The organism is Paenibacillus sp. 1SOY10 (assembly GCF_056836745.1).
Genome location: NZ_JBXENK010000001.1, coordinates 757,487 through 775,710 on the forward strand (window position 1 = coordinate 757,487; position 18,224 = coordinate 775,710).

Here is an 18,224-nt window from a genome sequence, read left to right on the forward strand (position 1 = left end):
TTACGGCAATTCCAAGTATTTATTCAGCGTACTTCGTACTGCCCCCGGGGCCTCCAGCATTTCATAAAACATGCGTTCAATCTTTTCACCGAGACCAGCGGCATACAAGGAAACGCCAAAGATCTGCTCATCTTCCAGAATTGCACGTACGCCTGAAGTCGTATCCCCCAGCTTAACCCCCGCCAAATGTCCTTGCAGTACCGCAAGCAAGGGGTCGGGGCTTGGCACAAACGGCTTGCCTGTATCATCCATTCCTAGCAGATAGCGACACCAGGCGGCAATCGCCAGCGGAATTGCCGTCAGGCTAGCCGGATTCAGGTCCTCCCTACGGATATATGATTTAATCGTCTCACCGAACCGTATGCCTACCTTTTGCGAAGTGTCGGATGCAATTCGTTGCGGCGTATCGGGAATAAACGGGTTGGCGAACCGCTCCTGCAGCACCTCATCGAGGAACTGCTTCGGATCAAGAATACCCGGGTCGACCACGACCGGCAGGCCCTCGTCGTAGCCTATGGTTTCTACCAGTTTACGAAGCGTAGCATCCTGCATCGTATCGGAGATTAGCGTATAGCCCAGCAGGCATCCGGTTACCGCAAGGCCCGTATGGAGTGGATTCAGGCAAGTCGTTACCTTCATCGTCTCCACCTGATTAACCGTAGCTCTGTCGGTCAGAATGATACCCGCTTCCTCTAGCGGTGGCCGACCATTTGCGAATTTGTCCTCAATCACCAGATATTCGCTGATCTCCGCATTAACGAAAGGAGCCACATAGGTGTTCTGGGAGGTGACCGCCACCTCCATCCCCCCGATGCCCTGCTCCAGCAACGCTGCCTGCACCTGTTCTGACGGGCGCGGCGTGATCTTATCAATCATGGACAAGGGGAAGGTGATTCGGCTCTCGTCCTCAAGGTAAGTGATAAAGCCGGCTTCTACCAAGCCGTTCTTCGCCCATTCTCGGGCAATCGTTACGACCGCCTGCTTCAGCTTGTCACCATTATGCGAGCAGTTATCCATGCTGACAAAGCTCATGGGATAGGCGTTTTTCAGATAGCGGCGGTACGCCAGGGCAGCCACCTTGCTCATCGTATGCTTCGGCGCAGCCGGGCCATTCTTGATATCTTGCTTGGCGGTATCCAGGTAGTGCCCATTCGGTCCGGTGAGGGCGTATCCCTTCTCCGTGATGGTGAAGCTGGCCATTTGCAGGCTCGGCTGCTCAAACACATGGACTAAGCGGTTATATTCAGCTTCCCAGGCCGGGTCTGCTGTAATCGTATCCACAATACTGCCAACCACGCTCTTCCGAAATTCTCCGCGAGCATTGATCAGTACCAATAGTGTTAAAATACCAGCCGGCTTGCGACCCGAATCCACCTTATCGAGATCATAGGAATTGACAGCGATAATCCCCGTATCCGCCTTCCCGCTATCCAGCAATCGCTGATGCGCATTGGCTACGAAGCCCCGAAAGATGTTGCCTGCCCCGAAATGAACCCATTGCGGCTTCTTGCCGGTATTCTCCGTCACCTGAGCAATATCAAACTTGGGAAGCTCCACACCCGCAGACGCCCAGGCAGATGCTTCATCCGAAATACTGCTTAAAGATAAACGAAGCATTACTTCGCCTCCCTCGCATTTTCCAGACTATCCCAAACCCCCAGCAAATACATAATCCCAAGCGCCCGATCGTACAGGCCGTATCCCGGACGGCAATTCTTCTCTTCTCCCCATAAATGACGCCCATGGTCGGGACGCACATAGCCGGTATAACCGCTCTCATGATAGGCTTTCACCACCTCGGCAATATCTACACTGCCGTCACGCCCCCGATGGGATACCTCGATAAAGTCTCCGTTCTCAAATACCTTCACATTACGAATATGAGCAAAATAAATCCGATCATGGAATTCACGAATCATCGCCGGCAAATCATTATCCGGATTTGTCCCAAGCGATCCGGTACAGAAGGTCAGGCCATTGTACGGACTGTCCACGGCATCCAGCATACGGCGAATCGTGTCGCGACTGCGAATAATCCTTGGCAAGCCAAAGATCGGCCACGCCGGATCATCCGGATGAATCGCCATCTTGATATCCACTTCCTCGCACACTGGAATAATGCGCTTCAGGAAATATATTAAGTTCTCAAACAGCTTCTCTTCCGTCACATCGGCATAGGCGGCAAAAAGCTCATCCAGCTTCGCCAGCCGCTCCGGTTCCCAGCCCGGCATCGTAAACGCCCCGGCTCCAGCCAGAATGCGGTCCACCATCTCCCGCGGATGATCCAGAATGGCAGCCTTTTCATAAAACAAGGCATTTGATCCGTCCGGAAGCTCTTTATATAGTTCGGTACGCGTCCAGTCAAAGATCGGCATGAAATTGTAGCAAATGACCTTCACACCTACTTTGGACAACTTACGGATGGTATCGATATAGATATCAATGTAATGATCACGTGTAGGCAAGCCAATTTTAATATCATCATGAACATTCACGCTTTCGACCACGGCGGTGCTGAACCCTTTGCTCGTAATCTGGTCTGCCACCTTCTGAATCTCTTCCATTTCCCAGACCTCTCCGGCTATCTTGTTGTGCAAAGACCAGACAATCCCCATAACTCCAGGAATTTGCCGAATATGATCCAGTGTAATGTTGTCGTTCCCTTCCCCATACCACCGCCATGTCATGTTCATTAATAATCAGGCCTCCCCTTGAATGATTAAAATAATCTTGTATACAAGATCGGTTTGATCATAAAACAGCTTTCTCCTTTTGTCAACACGGATTATTACTGGCATTTCTTTCTCTAATGAATAATTTCATGTATACTAGATTAAAAAACAAAGCAGGAGTACAAATGCCGATCAAAGAAAAGATCAGAGAGACCTTAAAACAGGAAATTGTGACGTTAAAGCTCAAGCCCGGCTCCATCTTAAGCGAAACCGCACTCTCCGAACGTTATCAAATTTCAAGGACCCCACTTCGAGATGTGCTAAAGCAGCTTAGCCTGGAGTCCTATATCGATATCTATCCCAAGAAGGGGAATCTGGTATCCTTCATTGATTTGCAGTCGGTGGAGCAAATGATCTATTTACGCAGCGTGCTGGAGAAGGAAATTATTAAAGAGTTGTCCTCCCGCCTGCTGCTTACAGGGGTACATGAGCTCAAGGAAATACTGGATCAGCAACAGACCGTGATCCATGAGGAGGAAGACGGTGAGCGATTCCTTAATCTGGATGATGCTTTCCACCAATCCCTGTTCCGGCTGGCTGGTCGGGAGTTCCTGTGGGACCTCATTCAACAGTCCAGCATCCATTACGCCCGATACCGCAGATTGCATATGCTTAGGAAGGAAAAGCTGGTGGAGATCCACCAGGAGCATCAGACGATGCTGGAGCTGATGATGCATAAAGAAATGGACCAGCTCGATGCGCTGATCCATCACCATCTCAGAGAGGATATTAATTCACGGTATTTACAGGAGAACTTTGCAGAATATATTAAACCTTAATTCATGCCAAGCTGTTGGCGATGCCCACTACGACCCAGGACGCGATCAGAATAGCATTTCCGATCATAAGCTGCTTCTTCGGCCCCGGGAAGCCCTTCCATTCGCCGTCCTTCAGTCCCCAGGCATTGCTCACGATCAGAGCCAGGCCGTTAAAGGCCAACCAGCCTACACTGGAGCCGATGGGTCCGAGCAGGACCGTCGCCTTGGCATAGAAGCCGAGCGCAAAAAACCAGATTAACGCAGTCCCGATGGCTTTAACATACGCCTTACCGCAGCCCGGCTTCACATAATCGCGATAGGTCCGGTTCTGAATCAGCTTGTAGAAGGCATAGGCGAAGTTCGCCACAAAACCGCCGGATAGCGTAACCACCCACGGAATCAGACTGGCGCTCATCGCGGATACCCCATGTCCTGCAGCGATATCCAGCGTCCGGTTCGCATAGGCGAAGCCAATGTTCATCGCCGCCGAGCCAAGACCGGCTATCGAGGCCATGAGCAGCCCCTTGGACAACGGCACGGCCGGAGCAGAAGCTCCGCCTTGTCCTCTCCCCTGTTGCTTGAGCCACTTCTCCTTATCCAGACCCGCCTTGGTAATCACCACAACCCCGCCAAGCATGATGACCATGCCAGCAAGCAATACGATGAAGGAAGCTGCTCTGGGCAGATTGCCGAACAGGAGCAACGGAATCAGTGATCCCAGCGACGCTGAAATCCCCATGTTTACACCATACGTCAGCGATACACCTATGGAGTCCACCGCTTTGCCGAACAGAATGGAGCTAACACCCCACAACAAGCCACATAGAGACGCCAGGCCAAGCACCTTAACCGGGGTCTCGCGCACATAATTCAGGAACTCCGGTACTTCAATCCAGGTCCATAACCAGGGAATGAGCAAAATGCCCACCACGGAAAAGATAACCCAGAAGGCTTCCCACGAGAAGGGTTGATATTTCTTCATGCCAAGTCCAAAACTTCCTTGAAAGAAACAAGCCAATAATAAGAGCAAAAAACCTGTCAACAATTGATTCTCTCTCCTCCTGCCTTGTTATAAAGGCCCAACTATTATATGTACAATCATGTTTACTATAAAGAGAGAGCAACAATAATACAACCTATATAATTAGAGCATTATCATATTAATTTTTGAGAGCCTGCATGATGAAGAAAGACGGCCCCTGAGGCATTCAGGGGCCGTCTCCATTTACTCTCCCGGCTTTCTTTCCAGAAAGAATACCTCCTTCAACTCACGGCTCACAGGACTGTGATCCGCATGCGTCTCCATAAGATCCTTCATGCTGTCCCACCACTTTCGGCAAACATCCGTATCCGCGGCCTGGCTCCAGAGAGCTTCATCCTCAATCTCTAGGTAGGCAAATAGATTGCTGGTAGACTCATCTAAAAAAATAGAGTAACTCACGACTCCGTGACTGAACAGCATCTCTTCCATCTCAGGCCAAAGCTCATCATGACGTTGATGATATTCCTCATGACAATCTTCGTACACCTTCATTAATGAGGCTTTTCTTATCATCGCTCCACCTCCCTCTCACACGATGATTCTCTATAAAAGCATATCATTCACCGTGTTTGATGGCAGCAGCTAATAATGCTAACACGAGACCCTGTCCCCAGCCCTGAGCCCATTTTCGATCCACCGCAAGGTAGTCTTCCATATGATTCATCACGGCGGTTCCCCCGGATACATTAAGAACACGTCCATTCGCAGCAACATGATCAAGTACACCGTTCAGCGCTTTCTGCACAAATTTTGCATGGAGGGGATTGCCTTGTATCAGCATCGCGGCCGCTATTCCCGCCGTTGCTGACACTTCACCATAAGCCTCCGGAACATCCAGCACGGTTCCCCAGAGTCCACTACCCTGTTGCAGCTTCTTAATCGCTGCGAGTTGATCCCGCAAGGAGCTCCATATATGCATCATCGGTGGGTAGAGATAACCTTCCGGTACCCCCGTTGCCGCCCGGGACATCGTATAGGCTGCCCAAGCGTTGGCGCGAGCCCAGTAGATGCCGGACATATGATCCTTACTGAGGTTGTTGTAACCGTGGTACCAAAGCCCGGATTCCTCATCTTGCAAGTAATGGATATGCCAATAAAATTGCTGCAGCGCATCTTCTATCAGCGGCTTCTCCCCAAGCATCACGCCCGTACGCAGCATGAAGTAGGCCGCCATAAACAGGGTATCCGCCCAGCACTGCTCGGGGAAATCATTCTTGGTGGATACCGTATGCTGAAGCACCCGTTCTCCGAATCTTGGCGCCTTGTTCTGGATATAATCGATCTTGCTTAATATCAAATCGAGGTACTTTGGGTCTTGGGTGTGTTCATACAACGTGAGCAGCATATGTCCCATCGCGCAGGTGTTCACAGTCCATGCCGGAAGGCCCGCCTCGATGTACTCCTCACACCAGGCCACCATCCGTTCAAGATAAGTCTCTTCCCCGGTGGCTTCGTAGATGGAGCTGACTCCGTAGAAGGCAACCCCTCCCGGCCAGTCCCAGGTCAGGTCCATGCCGAAAATATAGTCCGCCACACGTCCAGCGATTGGCCTCAGCTCGGACGGAACCGATGTTAGCTTCAACACTAATCACCCTCCCGGATTAATTGTATTGTCCTGCTTCAATCGCTTTCTGCTTCTCGTCAAGTATTTCTTGGTAGCCCGCATTCAGGTAAGTCTTCTTCGCAGCTTCGTATATGGCATCGAACTCTCCTTCAGGGGCAAGAACACACTTGACATACAGCTCCTGGAACAATGAGTTCAGATCGGCCTTATATTCGTTCACTTTCTCAAGAACGACACTGAACAAAGCGTCTGGTGTGCGATATTCCTCCACCTCGTCATAATACTTAAGCATATCTTCAGCCAGATACTCGTATCCTGGAGGTGCCCAATTGCGGATATACGACTTCCGCGACAATTCCGGGCTGGCGTATTCAGCCATTTCCGTAACAAGTCCCCAGTAATCTTTGTTATTGTTATTGGACAGCTTCGACTCACCTGCAAAATCGGCTATCTTCACCGCAATACCATCCGCATCGAGCGTGTAATTCTCGCCTTCAACTCCATTTTGCAGGAAGAACAAATTGTCCGGCTGGCTCATCCATTCCAGATACATCCACACCGCTCTACGTTCCTCGGTCGTTGATTCGTAATTGATACCCATGATGAAGCCGAATGGCCAGTAGGCACGTCCCTGCGGCTGATATCCTTCCGCTACACCGGCTGCTGGAGGGAGCACCGCGAACTCGGCATCCGGATTGTTGACAAGCGTAGCCGATATAACGTCTGTATTGCTGGTAAGATAGAAGGCGAACGTTCCGGTCTTACCGGCTACGAACTCAGCCTTCGTCTTGGCCTCATCATTGCGCAGATAGAATTCCTTGTCGATTAACCCATTGTGGTACTGATTGTTGAGATTGCGCAGATAGCGCTCGGTTGCCGGAGACGGCAAATCCGCCACACTAAGATCAGAATACAGAGCCCGTTCTTTCTCGTCGAACGGCCAGTCCCGGAATGGATAATTGAAGTTGTAGTTGTTCTGCAGCAAGCTAACGCCACCAACGCCAAGGCCGGCTTCCTTCCATTTTGCCAGCAGCTCGTTAAATTTCTCCAAGGAAGTCAGATCCTCCATTTTCATCCCCACTTGCTCCACCCAATCCTTCCGAATGAGCGTAGTAAAGTTGTCCGCAGAGGGACGATTGGCAAAGAAAAAAACTTTGTTCCCGTCTACACTGCCATACTTCTCTATCGTTGAACTCACATTTTTCCAGTAGGTCGGAGCATAGTGAGCTATTTCCTCATAATCCAGCTCTTGCATCACATCTTCCCCGTAGTAGGCCAAGGCTTGCGGCATGTCATAGTGAAAAATAATGTCCGGAGCCTTGTGCGAAGCCAGCAATTGCTCATAGTCCGTGACCTCGCTCGTGCGGGTAATTGGAGTAAATTTAACCTCGATGTTATACTTATCTCCGAATTCCTGCTGAATCCAGCGGGTATAGTAATTATCCGTCACATTCCAGCCTTCGAACGCCCGCTCATAGACCGGAATTTCCAGCGTGACCTTCTCGGGAAATCCTTCCGAATAATCTACATATTCTCCCGGAACGTTCGCAGAGTTGTCCGATGGCGTATTCGACTTTTTAGCACTTTGCTCCGAATTGCCTGTACATGCGGACAGCACACTGATGGTTACGAACAAAGCCATGACTATCGAGAAAACTCTTCTTTGATTCATCGCTTTTCCCCCGTTTTTTTCAAATGATCTTGCTATACTACTCCTTGACTGCCCCCAGCAAAACGCCTTGCACGAAATATTTCTGAATAAACGGATAGATGCAAAGGATCGGGAGTGTCGCAAAGACAACACACGATGCCTTTAGAACCTCAGGGTTGCTGAGTTGAACCTGTGTTGCCTCCAACTGGAAGCTTTCGCTGGCTTGAATGACCAGGTAGTACAATTTGAGCTGCAAGGGCCGAAGTTCCACCGCTTGCTTGATGTAAAAAAGAGCGTCTTGATACGCGTTCCAGCGACCCACAGCATAGAAGAGTGATAACGTGGCAATAATCGGCTTGGAAAGCGGCAGGACGATACTCCACAAGATACGGAAATGCCCCGCACCATCGATTCTTGCTGATTCCTCAAGGCTTACCGGAACACTGCTTGAAATAGCTGTCTTCATGATCAGGAAGTTAAACGCGCTGAATGCCTGCGGTAGAATAAGCGCCCACAGGGTGTCAAGCATGCCAAGCTGATTCATCAACATATATTCAGGAATAATGCCGCCACTGAAATATAAGGTAATCATGAAGATCATCGTCAATGTGGTACGGCCCTTAAGCTGCTTGCGTGATAAAGGGTAGGCTGCGCAGACGGTAATTATCATCCCGAGAAGGGTAAATACAACCGTGACAAGGACCGAGATATAGAGAGAACGAAGTATACTGGCGTCGGCAAAAATTTTGCCATAAGCTTCAAACGTGAAGCCACGCGGCAGGAGAAACACCTTGTTCGCGATGACAAAAGCATCCGAGCTAAGCGATTTAGCTGCAACATGGAGAAACGGCAGCAAACAAATTAGCGAGGCGATGATCAGCGAGAGATGAATCAGCACATCCCAGGTGTCAAAGCGTCTCTTGCGATGCATGGTAAGTACGTTGCCCGAAGACTTCAAGAACCCGCCTCCTTTCTTTGATATGTTGTTCAAAAAGTCATCTTCCCAGGACGTAGTTGTTCGAGAAGTAAATTCGGGCGTCGAATCTTGAATTCAGCCGGGCCCAGCATAGGCTTCCGTAGTATGTTTCCTTCTGAAACATTTGAGTTGCTCACGTACCTATGCTTCCGAAGTAGTTTTCTCCGAAAACTTGTAGCTCCGCTACTCAGTCCCTAGCTTCATCCAACCTTCTTGGTCCTGTAAACCCGACTTTTTGAACTTTCAATTTATAGTAGTCCGTCTTCTCCTAGCTTCTTGGCGATACGATCCGCCATCAGCACCAGCATGATGCCGATCAGGGATTGGAACAGTCCAAGCGCCGTCGCCCGGCTGAAATTCCCTCCCTCGATTCCCCAGCGGTAGACCAGCACCGGAATCGTTGTTGTAAACTCGGTGGTGGCTTTATTTTGCAGGGCATAAATTCGTTCGAACGAGCCCTCCATGACCCGACCCAGATTCATAATTAACAAAGTTACGATGGTCGAGCGAATCGACGGCAGAGATATATTCCATACCTTCCGCCAGCGGCCTGCACCGTCAACGGTTGCCGCCTCGTACAGCTCGGGATTAATACCGCTGATCGCTGCAAGATAAATGATGGTTCCCCAGCCCATGCTCTGCCAAACCCCAATTGCCAGATAACTGACCAGCCAGTTAACATCCTCTTGCAGGAACGGAACCCGATTGCCACCCATCATGGCAATTACATTGTTGACCACGCCGCTACCTTCGCTCAGCAGTTGATAGGCGATGGCACCGATGATTATCCAGGATAGAAAATGCGGTAAATAGAGCAACGTCTGGTTAATTCGCTTGAAGCGGATGTTCCTTACCTCATTGAGCAATAACGCCAGGACAATGGGCATGGTGAAGCTGAAGACAAGATCAAGGCAATTCAGCAGCAACGTATTGCGGACAGCACGGGCGAAATCATGCTTGGCAAACAGCTCTCTGAATACCTCGAACCCGACCCATTCACTGCCCCAGACGCCATGAGCAATCTTGTAATCCTTGAACGCTAATACCAGTCCGGACATCGGGGCGTATTTGAATACAAGTACGAAGGCAATCGGGATCAGCAGCATCAGGTAAAGCTCAAGGTCCCGGCGAAGATAAAAAGCGGAGCCCTTCCCTAATGGCTCCTTGGGGCCTAGAGAACCTTTAACTTTTGAAGCGCTTTCAATTTTCAGAATCTCACCTCCTACGCTTGGTCATTCCTTCCCCGCCCGAAATCTCGTGGAGAACCTTGGGGGGAGGCTGTGTTTCATCTTACGCTCCACCTTGATACCGGTAAATCATGAGTTTTGATTCTATTTGTCATTTTTGATTGCTGCTTGCAGTGGCGGGAATTTTACCGGGGAAAATAATCATTAATGATGCCTGTAAGCAAAATAGACGGACCGGAACAGCTCCTTCATCCTGGTTGCGAGGTGTTTGTCCTGGCTGACTTATAGCTGCTTGGAGCCATACCCTCATATTTACGAAAAAACCGGTTGAAGCTCTGGACATTGTAGTACCCCACTTCAGCAGCGATTTGAGTAATGGTGAGCGAAGTGTCCAGCAACAATTGCTTCGCCTTCTCAATGCGTAGCTGATTCAGATAATCAAGCAAGCTCTTCCCGGTAAATTCATACACGACTCTCCGCATATAGGAATAACTGATGCCGATTTCCTTGGCCATATTTTCAAAGACGATTTCCTCGCAATAATGCTGCTCCAGATAGCGGACAATGCGCTCACCATATCCGGCCTCCCCTTGATTCCTTGTAAGATATTGAATGATCTCGCCAAAGAAGCCGCCCAGGTATTCCTCCAGTTCGTCAAGCGTATCCAAAGAGGCAATAGCAGAATACATGTTGCCCCGCCCCGCGAAGATTCGTTCCGTGCTGATGTTATTTTCTCTGAGATGCTTGATCGTGACGCTAAGCAGTTGGTTATAGATGAACATGATATTATCGTAGGAAATATAATCAGCCGTAATGATTTCTTGCCGGATCACAGCCAGCTCCTGTTGAATAAGGTTCAAGTTACGCGTGTCGAGAAAATTGAGGATTTTCCTTTCACTGCGCGATGGGTAGACGTATTTCCTGCTGCGGTTGTCTGCTGATTCTTTCCAGAAAATAATGCCCCGGCTTCCTTCAATCATTCTGTACTTAATCATCTCTCTAGCCTCAGCCGCCCGGTCAGCCATATTTCCGCTTAAGGCAGCCGGACTGCTCACCCCGATCGTCACCGTATGACCAAAGATGTCCTCCGCCACAGTTCTAATCCCCACAAGTGCATCGTGAATTTCTGTGCCATCAATGCCTCCTGCTGCTTCCTCGCCATAATTCATCACCATTGCAAAATAGCCCTCGCCCTGATACACGCTGTAAGCATGAATATTCTCCGGGAACAAGCCTTCACATTGAGTATTGAATAGGTAGCGATGATAGCTGCGAGTCTCCGCATTAGCCTGGCGCACATAATTCCGGTATCGATCAATCGAGACAATGGCGACCAGACAATGGGGCTCGGGGAACATGCTCACAGCCTGCTCCGATACCTCGCCTTTCAGCAGATTATGAATAGCCAGACTACGCGTATCCCGTTCACGCTGGCGCAGCAGCAGATGAAGTTCTTCCTCCTCCTCCTGCATTCGCCGAAAAGCCACATCAAGAAAGGCAAGCTCATTTCGCCCCGATATCCCCAAGTTACTACGCGCCCGCACACTGCGAACCAGCTTGCGCACGGGCTTGGACAACCATGTGGCAAGAAAGACGGACAGCAAAGTCCCGACGAAGAAGATGGCCACCGTCAACAGCAGAATGCTACGCTGCATTATGCGAGTCTCCGTCATCAGCTCATCCATCGACAAGATGCTTACATTCCACCAGCGGTACCGCTCCGAGTAGGACCAGGCGTACAGCAGCCGCTTGCCATCCTGCTCATGAAATGCATACCCTTGCCTGATTCCCTGATTCAGGATGTTCTCGACAAACGGCAGCTCTCTTCCATTAGTAAGCAGCAGGCCTTTATCATGATGGGAAATGATCTTGCCATCTCGCTTCATGAGCATAAATCCATGCTCGCCAGGCTCTGACGATCGCAGGTAAGTTGCCACCTGGCTTTCCCGCAAATTAATAACTACCATTCCTCTTGTTGTCGTCGATAAGCGATTTAGTGGCAGCACGTAAGAAATGACGTTCGTCCCCGAACTTAATTCCCGAGGATGCCAGATCCCTCCAATCCCTATCCGTCCGGTCAGCGCCTGCTCGGTCCATTCGATCGGCTCATATCTGTCCAGCGTCGTAATTCCCTTATCCGTGGAAATGACATAGTTCGCACCCTCCAGATAAAAATAGCTGGAGTACACGCCATCCACTCTGTGATTCAGATTCACCAATTCGTTCAACACCGTAAGGGCACTGCTCATATTACCGTAACTCTCTCCAAGCTCATCATAGGTCTTGAAATTACGGATACCATCATAAATATGGGTCGAAGACAGCCTTACGGCATCCTGTGCCAGATTGTTCAGCGCATTCTCATTCAAGTTTCGGTTCGCATTCAGCCCGGCGAGTGCTGATTCTGCAATCTCTAGCTCGGAATTTCGCAGGATCTGCGCTCCGCTGTACCAAGTCAAGATGGACAACGGAATGGCCATGACGCAGAACAGAATCAGCGCCAGTTGAAGCAGCATCGGAACTCGTTTCATTGCTCAACCCCCTCTTTACCTGTTCAACTTTCCTTTCATTTAAGTTTATATGAATTATTTCAAGTTAATTTAAATATATTTGGCTTAGCGTGCTTTATCAACCATTTTTTTACACAAAAACACCGCCTGAACGAATGTCACAGACGGTGGTGAATGAATAGCCTCTATTATTGATTGCGGGATGGGTTAAAACCTGACCAGATCATCAACCTTCACCGCCCGCCCTGTTTGAATCGAACGATTAGCCGCAATTCCGGTAAGAATGGACCTTGCCCCATCTACATGGTTCGCCGCCCGATTGAATCGATCCACGACCGGGGTACCGAACATATCCTGGAGTAAAATCGGATCTCCTCCACCGTGGCCCCCTTCTCCCTCTTGAACCTCTACTTCATAAGGCGGCTTCCACATGGGATAAACTACGATACGCTTATCCTTGAGCGCCCCTTCCAGCGCCTTGTCTCCCCCGGAGTTGACATACGATTGCTCCACAATCGTCATCTCCATTCTCCCCTTACTGCCGTTAAAGGCAATGCGGTAGCCCTCCCAAGGCATATAGGCATTCAAGGAATAAGTTAATATCGCTTTATTCTTATAGCGGACCATGACACCCATGGTGTCTTCAATGCTGATCCCATCCCCGAATACACTTTGGTCACGCCGATAGCCGTCCTCATGCTCGGCATCCAGATACATCGCCTTCAAGTGCGAATTCTCATCCAAATGTAAGGCAAACGGATCATCCTTGGCATTCGGATGGCCCGTTGCGCGCTCGTAGAAGCTCGTGACTCCCCGTTGCTCGGCATTCTCCCTGCCATAGAACAACAAGTCCCCATAGGCGAATACTTCATCCGGCTCTGAGCCGATCCAGAAGTTGACCAGATCGAAATGGTGCGTCGATTTGTGAACTAGTAATCCCCCGCTATTCCGCTTGTCCCGATGCCAGCGGCGGAAGTAATCTGCCCCATGCATCGTATTCAGCAGCCATTCGAAATGGATGGAATGCACATCGCCGATGACTCCATCCATAATGAGCTCACGAGCCTTGGTATGATGCGGAGCATAGCGATAATTAAAGGCGACTCGCACATTGCGGCCCGTTCGCTTAACCGCATCCAAAATATCCTGGCATTTGTCTTCGTCTACTGTCATCGGCTTCTCCGTAATGATATCACAGCCCAGCTCCAGCGCCTGGATGATATAGGTATGATGTGTACGGTCCACGCTGGTGACGATGACGGCATCGGGCTTTTCGGACTTAATCATCTGCTCGAACTGGTCTGAGAGGTAAGTCCGCACCTTAGGGTAGCTATACTTCTCTTCAAGCATCCGGTTGGCATAATCCATTCGTGTCTGATTAATATCGCAAAAGGCAACAAGCTCAGATGTCTCACTAAATTGAGCAGCAATCGCAGAGTAAAAAAACTCCGCCCGGCCTCCGGTTCCCACAAGAACATATTTTTTCTTGTCCATGTTACAGCTCCTTTAAAGTTTAATTCTTCACTTGTAAGTTAACACAATAAAAAATGGTTCTCGCCGCTTTTTAAATTGATTTTCTTTGATAACCCGCTTTTTTTGTCATATGATAAAGGAAGTCATTGTTTCCTTAAGGAGTGTTCTCATGAATCTTGCTTCATTTCCGGATACCCTTCGATTTGGACATAAAAATGACCCCCTCTATCTCGAATTCGATCGAAGAAGGGGTCATTATTCCATGGCAACCGACCATTACCACCGGGAGTATGAGCTCTATTATTTATTCAGCGGACAGCGTAACTACTTTATTAAAGAAGATGTCTACCAAGTACAGTCAGGCGATCTTGTATTTATTGACTCCCATGCCGTTCACAAGACCTCCGACTCGGGGGCACCCAATCATGAACGCATTGTCCTTTACTATGAGCCGTCCTATTTTGATAATTTAACTACAGAAGAAAGGGATTTGCTGTTATCCCCTTTTCTACTGGAGTTTCCCCTGCTCAGACTTAACTTTCAGGAGCAACAACAGATCGAAGGTCTTTTTGTTACCCTGCTTACTGAATTAAATGAGCAGCAACCCGGGTATCGCTTACGCATGACTCAACTAGCAGGTGAAATATTGCTGTATACGGCCCGCAGCCTCCTGAAGCGTGAGTCTCTACCGGAGCAGGAAGCCTCTTCCGTTCAACGCAAAGTTTCCGACATCGTCCGCTATATCAACCTTCACTTCGGAGAACCGCTTGAGCTGGAGGAACTGTCTCTCCGCTTCTACATTAGCAAAAGCTACCTGAGTCGCATGTTCAAGCAAGTCACAGGCTTTGGATTTGCCGAATACGTGAACCTCACCCGCGTCAAAGAAGCCGAGCGCTTGCTCCGCGAAACCAACCACAGCATTACCCGTGTCTCTGAACTGTCCGGCTTCGATAACTTTTCCCACTTTGGGAAAATGTTTAAAAGGCTGACTGGAGTCACGCCCAGAGAATATCGGAGGGGGCATCAAAATAAGGTCACTTAAACCTCTGCCTTTACAACACTAGGCTGCGTTTCTATGGATACATTACCTGCCACGGCTCTTGAGATCATACAGGACTGTTCGGCCAAATGCGCAAGCCGCTCTGCTTTTGCAAATTCAGCCTCGGTTGTCTCATCTCTCAACACAATCCGTGGTTTATGAATAATCCGTTCATACGTAAAAATATTATTCGTTACATCGACCGTTGCCTCAGACTCTAGTGTCAGCTCCAGGGGTGTAATATCTGCCCGCTCCAGCATCGCTGCCAAAGTAATCAGATAACAGGTTGCCGCCGCTCCCAGCAGCATTTCATCAGGGTTTGTGCCTGTTCCCGGCCCACCCATCTCCTGCGGAATCGATATGACCGTTTTCAATCCGCCTGCATCGATATGCCCTTCACTGTTACGTCCACCATTCCATACTGCTTTCAGATGAAAAGGATGCTTCAATTTAGCTCATTCCTTTCGGGCTTAAGCTGTAATGCTTACAAAATAAATATAATTGCGATCATAATATATGAATATCGGATATTCTTTTTTAACAATATGTATACAGTGCCATATAGAATGGACATGAAGAAAGCATAAACACCCGTTTGAGTTCCTTGGAGCAAAATGTGTATGAGTCCCCATGTGAGCGCAAGAAAGATCCCTCCATAAGGTAGACTACCTCTTTTCAGGAGCGTTTCACCGAATTTTTGTCCAAAAGCAATCGTTAGCAGGATCAAGGCAGCTTCAAACAAGTAATAAATATTTTGAAAAATGGATTTAACGATACCATTGTATTCTTGAACTGGCTTAAAGCCACCCCATACAAAAGTTGTAACTATAATTGCTATAACAGAAACCACAACCGCAAGTAACCATCCCTTGGAGTCGGGCATTTCGTTTAACTTCATAATATCAAAAGAGTATTTTTTCTTTGAAAGCCTTATCAAAAATAGTGCCATACTCCCCCACAAAATGCATGTAAGCACCCAGTGTATACATTCATGAATGAGAGTATATTCAGAACTTTCAACACCTAATATAGAAGGCAAAAACATTGATAATACAACCTCAAGACCAAATCCTGCAAAAGCATACAAACCTAATGCAAGATAATCGCTTGCTCCAACTTTCTTTTCACCCATAAGCTGAACCCTCCACCAAACATAAATTTTCGACTCTTTAAATAATACTCCCAGTTAGTCGATTAAAATGTTTTTCTTCCGTTGTAGAAGGTTCGACATCAGCTTTTTTAGTCCTCCTTTTCTATCCCCTTTTTAAGAAAAATGTTGCGCTCAAAATACTCAATAAAAAAATAGAACAAGCTATAGTAAGCCGGTGGTTGGTTTTTACGAGGCGGATTTGAAATCATGGGGAGTAGCAATAAAACGGTTTGAAAACCACCTTCAAAGTGAAGGTGGTTTTTTGCATTCAACCAATATAATTAGGAACTAAAGGGATGGTGGCATCTATGAGATATCATTGGAGACATCGACTTTCAAATATTCATTGTGCAAATATGCTAATAGTTAAATCCGTCTCACTTCAATTCCGGCAACCCAAGCTCTCTTAAAAATCGATTATGTTTTTCCTTGGCTTCATTTATATCTTTTTCAATGCGGTCTAAATCCTCTTTTACTTCCGCAAGGTTAATAACTTCTTCTTCTGGATCTGTGCTGACATACCTTGATATATTCAAATTGTAACCGTTCTTTTTGATTTCTTCCATGGAGACACGACGAGAATACTTTATGTCATCTTCTTTTCGATATTGATATGTGTCAACTATTTTGTTAATATGCTCTGGCAGTAAGATGTTTTGACGTTTCCCCTTTTCATAGTAATCACTTGCGTTAATAAACAGCACATCATCAATTTTTTTGCACTTCTTTAGGACAAGGATACAGACTGGGATACCGGTAGAGAAAAATAGGTTTGCCGGTAAACCTATTATTGTGTCAATATTATTGTCCTTAAGTAATTTTGTTCTTATTTTTTCTTCTGCACCACCACGGAATAAAACACCATGTGGCAGAATGATTGCCATTGTGCCATTATCGCTTAAAAAGTGGAAACCATGAAGCAGAAAAGCAAAATCAGCTGCTGATTTCGGTGCCAGTCCATAGTTTTTAAATCGAAAATCTTCAGCCAGCGTATCGTTTGGCTCCCAACGATAACTGAAAGGTGGGTTTGCTACAACTGCGTCACACTCCAATTTATTAGCCGGGTTCATCTCATTGAAAATATCCCAATCATTTAATAATGAATCTCCGTGAAATATTTGAAATTCAGAATCTTTGAATCCATGGAGAAGCATATTCATACGCGCAAGATTGTAAGTCGTGATATTCTTTTCTTGTCCATATATCTGTCCAATGCTGTTTGGCTCAAGTTGCTTTTTAACGTTGATTAGAAGAGAACCAGAGCCGCAGGCAAAGTCGAGCAAATTATTAATATACTTTTTTTTTCCTTCACTTGGGTTTTGACTATCAAGTATAACGATTCGAGAAAGGATTGTCGAAATCTGCTGAGGAGTATAAAATTCTCCAGCCTTTTTTCCTGACCCTGCAGCAAATTGACTTATTAAGTATTCATAGGCATTACCCAACAGATCACTTTCGTTAGAAAATTCATCTAGTCCATCAGAAATTTCGGTTATAATCGAACACAGCATTGCATTGCGAGAGTTGTAATTTCTTCCAAGTTTATCAGAGTCAAGATTTACCTCTGAGAACAACCCACGAAATGTACTGTCAAAAGACTCATTTTCAATAAATTTAAAACCAGCTTGTAATGTCTTTAAGAGGTATTCGTTTTGCGTGCGAGCTAATTCGTATATATTACTCCAGAGATACTGCGGCTTGATTACGTAATGAAGCTTACGGCGCATTTGCTTTTCAAACATTGTTACTTGGTCCAAGTTGTTGTTGTACCACATAATAAGAGGGGTTAATTTTTTACTTTCGAACAATGTGAAATGTTCATACAGCATCATCTTTTTTTCATTATCTTCTAAATTTTGGTTTCTAAAATAATCTGCTGCTTGCTCTTTCAACACATTAACAGTCTCATCCTGCTTACTTGCAGCATAGATATTTTTAATTTCACTCTCACAATAAAGATAATCGCTACCAAGCTCTTTTTTTGCAGCCTGTTCATAGTTATCTGAGAGGTACCGCAAGAAGAGAAAAGACAACATATAATCACGAAAGTCGTCGGCATTCATCGCTCCGCGAAGTTTATCTGCTATAGCCCACAGGGTTGCTCCTAATTGTTTTTGTTGTAAATCAGCCATATTATCACCC

15 protein-coding genes are annotated in these 18,224 nt (G+C 47.4%); 2 read left to right on the forward strand and 13 right to left on the reverse strand.

Going from position 1 to position 18,224, the window contains the following annotated elements; translation table 11 throughout:
• Together AC1VOR_RS03615 and uxuA are read right to left on the reverse strand one after the other, a co-directional pair.
• The gene (locus AC1VOR_RS03615) at window positions 1-1,617 is read right to left on the reverse strand and encodes a mannitol dehydrogenase family protein (protein ID WP_482615904.1); all 1,617 of its coding nucleotides are present in this window, start codon (window positions 1,615-1,617) and stop codon (window positions 1-3) included.
• The gene (uxuA, locus tag AC1VOR_RS03620) at window positions 1,617-2,693 is read right to left on the reverse strand and encodes a mannonate dehydratase (protein WP_482615905.1); all 1,077 of its coding nucleotides are present in this window, start codon (window positions 2,691-2,693) and stop codon (window positions 1,617-1,619) included. Before uxuA ends, AC1VOR_RS03615 begins: the two co-directional genes overlap by 1 nt.
• Before the next feature lie 164 nt (window positions 2,694-2,857).
• Here uxuA and AC1VOR_RS03625 point away from each other — a divergent pair, with 164 nt between their 5' ends.
• A complete protein-coding gene (locus tag AC1VOR_RS03625) occupies window positions 2,858-3,511 on the forward strand; it encodes a GntR family transcriptional regulator (RefSeq protein WP_482615906.1) in 654 nt (217 codons plus the stop codon).
• A 1-nt stretch (window position 3,512) separates the two neighbouring features.
• Here the strand turns inward: AC1VOR_RS03625 and AC1VOR_RS03630 are convergent, their stop codons facing one another.
• The 8 genes from AC1VOR_RS03630 to AC1VOR_RS03665 all read right to left on the reverse strand — a co-directional run bounded on the left by AC1VOR_RS03630 (window position 3,513) and on the right by AC1VOR_RS03665 (window position 13,914).
• Entirely contained in the window at window positions 3,513-4,535 is a 1,023-nt protein-coding gene (locus AC1VOR_RS03630; protein WP_482615907.1) for an L-rhamnose/proton symporter RhaT, read from the reverse strand.
• Between the two features lie 180 nt (window positions 4,536-4,715).
• Entirely contained in the window at window positions 4,716-5,045 is a 330-nt protein-coding gene (gene rhaM, locus AC1VOR_RS03635) for an L-rhamnose mutarotase (RefSeq protein WP_482615908.1), read from the reverse strand.
• Between the two features lie 43 nt (window positions 5,046-5,088).
• Window positions 5,089-6,117: a glycoside hydrolase family 88/105 protein gene (locus AC1VOR_RS03640; protein ID WP_482615909.1), complete on the reverse strand. Its 1,029-nt coding sequence runs from the start codon at window positions 6,115-6,117 to the stop codon at window positions 5,089-5,091.
• A gap of 16 nt (window positions 6,118-6,133) precedes the next feature.
• Complete coding sequence (locus AC1VOR_RS03645; RefSeq protein WP_482615910.1) at window positions 6,134-7,768, reverse strand: extracellular solute-binding protein; 1,635 nt, start codon at window positions 7,766-7,768, stop codon at window positions 6,134-6,136.
• Between the two features lie 37 nt (window positions 7,769-7,805).
• Window positions 7,806-8,678 carry a carbohydrate ABC transporter permease gene (locus AC1VOR_RS03650; RefSeq protein ID WP_482616394.1) on the reverse strand — a complete coding sequence of 291 codons (873 nt, stop codon included), beginning with the start codon at window positions 8,676-8,678 and terminating at the stop codon, window positions 7,806-7,808.
• A gap of 293 nt (window positions 8,679-8,971) precedes the next feature.
• Window positions 8,972-9,829 (reverse strand): ABC transporter permease, encoded by an 858-nt coding sequence (locus AC1VOR_RS03655; protein ID WP_482615911.1) that lies wholly within the window; start codon window positions 9,827-9,829, stop codon window positions 8,972-8,974.
• Window positions 9,830-10,158: 329 nt separating this feature from the next.
• A complete protein-coding gene (locus tag AC1VOR_RS03660) occupies window positions 10,159-12,441 on the reverse strand; it encodes a helix-turn-helix domain-containing protein (RefSeq protein WP_482615912.1) in 2,283 nt (760 codons plus the stop codon).
• 186 nt (window positions 12,442-12,627) lie between these two features.
• Window positions 12,628-13,914, reverse strand: a complete 1,287-nt coding sequence (locus AC1VOR_RS03665) for a Gfo/Idh/MocA family protein (RefSeq protein WP_482615913.1) — start codon at window positions 13,912-13,914, stop codon at window positions 12,628-12,630.
• A 241-nt stretch (window positions 13,915-14,155) separates the two neighbouring features.
• On the opposite strand from AC1VOR_RS03665, the gene AC1VOR_RS03670 reads away from it, so the two are divergent.
• Window positions 14,156-14,935: a helix-turn-helix transcriptional regulator gene (locus tag AC1VOR_RS03670; protein ID WP_482615914.1), complete on the forward strand. Its 780-nt coding sequence runs from the start codon at window positions 14,156-14,158 to the stop codon at window positions 14,933-14,935.
• Here AC1VOR_RS03670 and AC1VOR_RS03675 read toward each other — a convergent pair.
• From AC1VOR_RS03675 to AC1VOR_RS03685, 3 genes are all read right to left on the reverse strand, one after another.
• Window positions 14,932-15,381 carry an OsmC family protein gene (locus AC1VOR_RS03675; protein WP_482615915.1) on the reverse strand — a complete coding sequence of 150 codons (450 nt, stop codon included), beginning with the start codon at window positions 15,379-15,381 and terminating at the stop codon, window positions 14,932-14,934. The two genes, AC1VOR_RS03670 and AC1VOR_RS03675, sit on opposite strands and share 4 nt — an antisense overlap.
• 35 nt (window positions 15,382-15,416) lie before the next feature.
• Window positions 15,417-16,064 carry a hypothetical protein gene (locus tag AC1VOR_RS03680; RefSeq protein WP_482615916.1) on the reverse strand — a complete coding sequence of 216 codons (648 nt, stop codon included), beginning with the start codon at window positions 16,062-16,064 and terminating at the stop codon, window positions 15,417-15,419.
• A gap of 395 nt (window positions 16,065-16,459) precedes the next feature.
• Window positions 16,460-18,214 (reverse strand): type I restriction-modification system subunit M, encoded by a 1,755-nt coding sequence (locus tag AC1VOR_RS03685; RefSeq protein ID WP_482615917.1) that lies wholly within the window; start codon window positions 18,212-18,214, stop codon window positions 16,460-16,462.
• Window positions 18,215-18,224 lie beyond the last annotated feature (10 nt).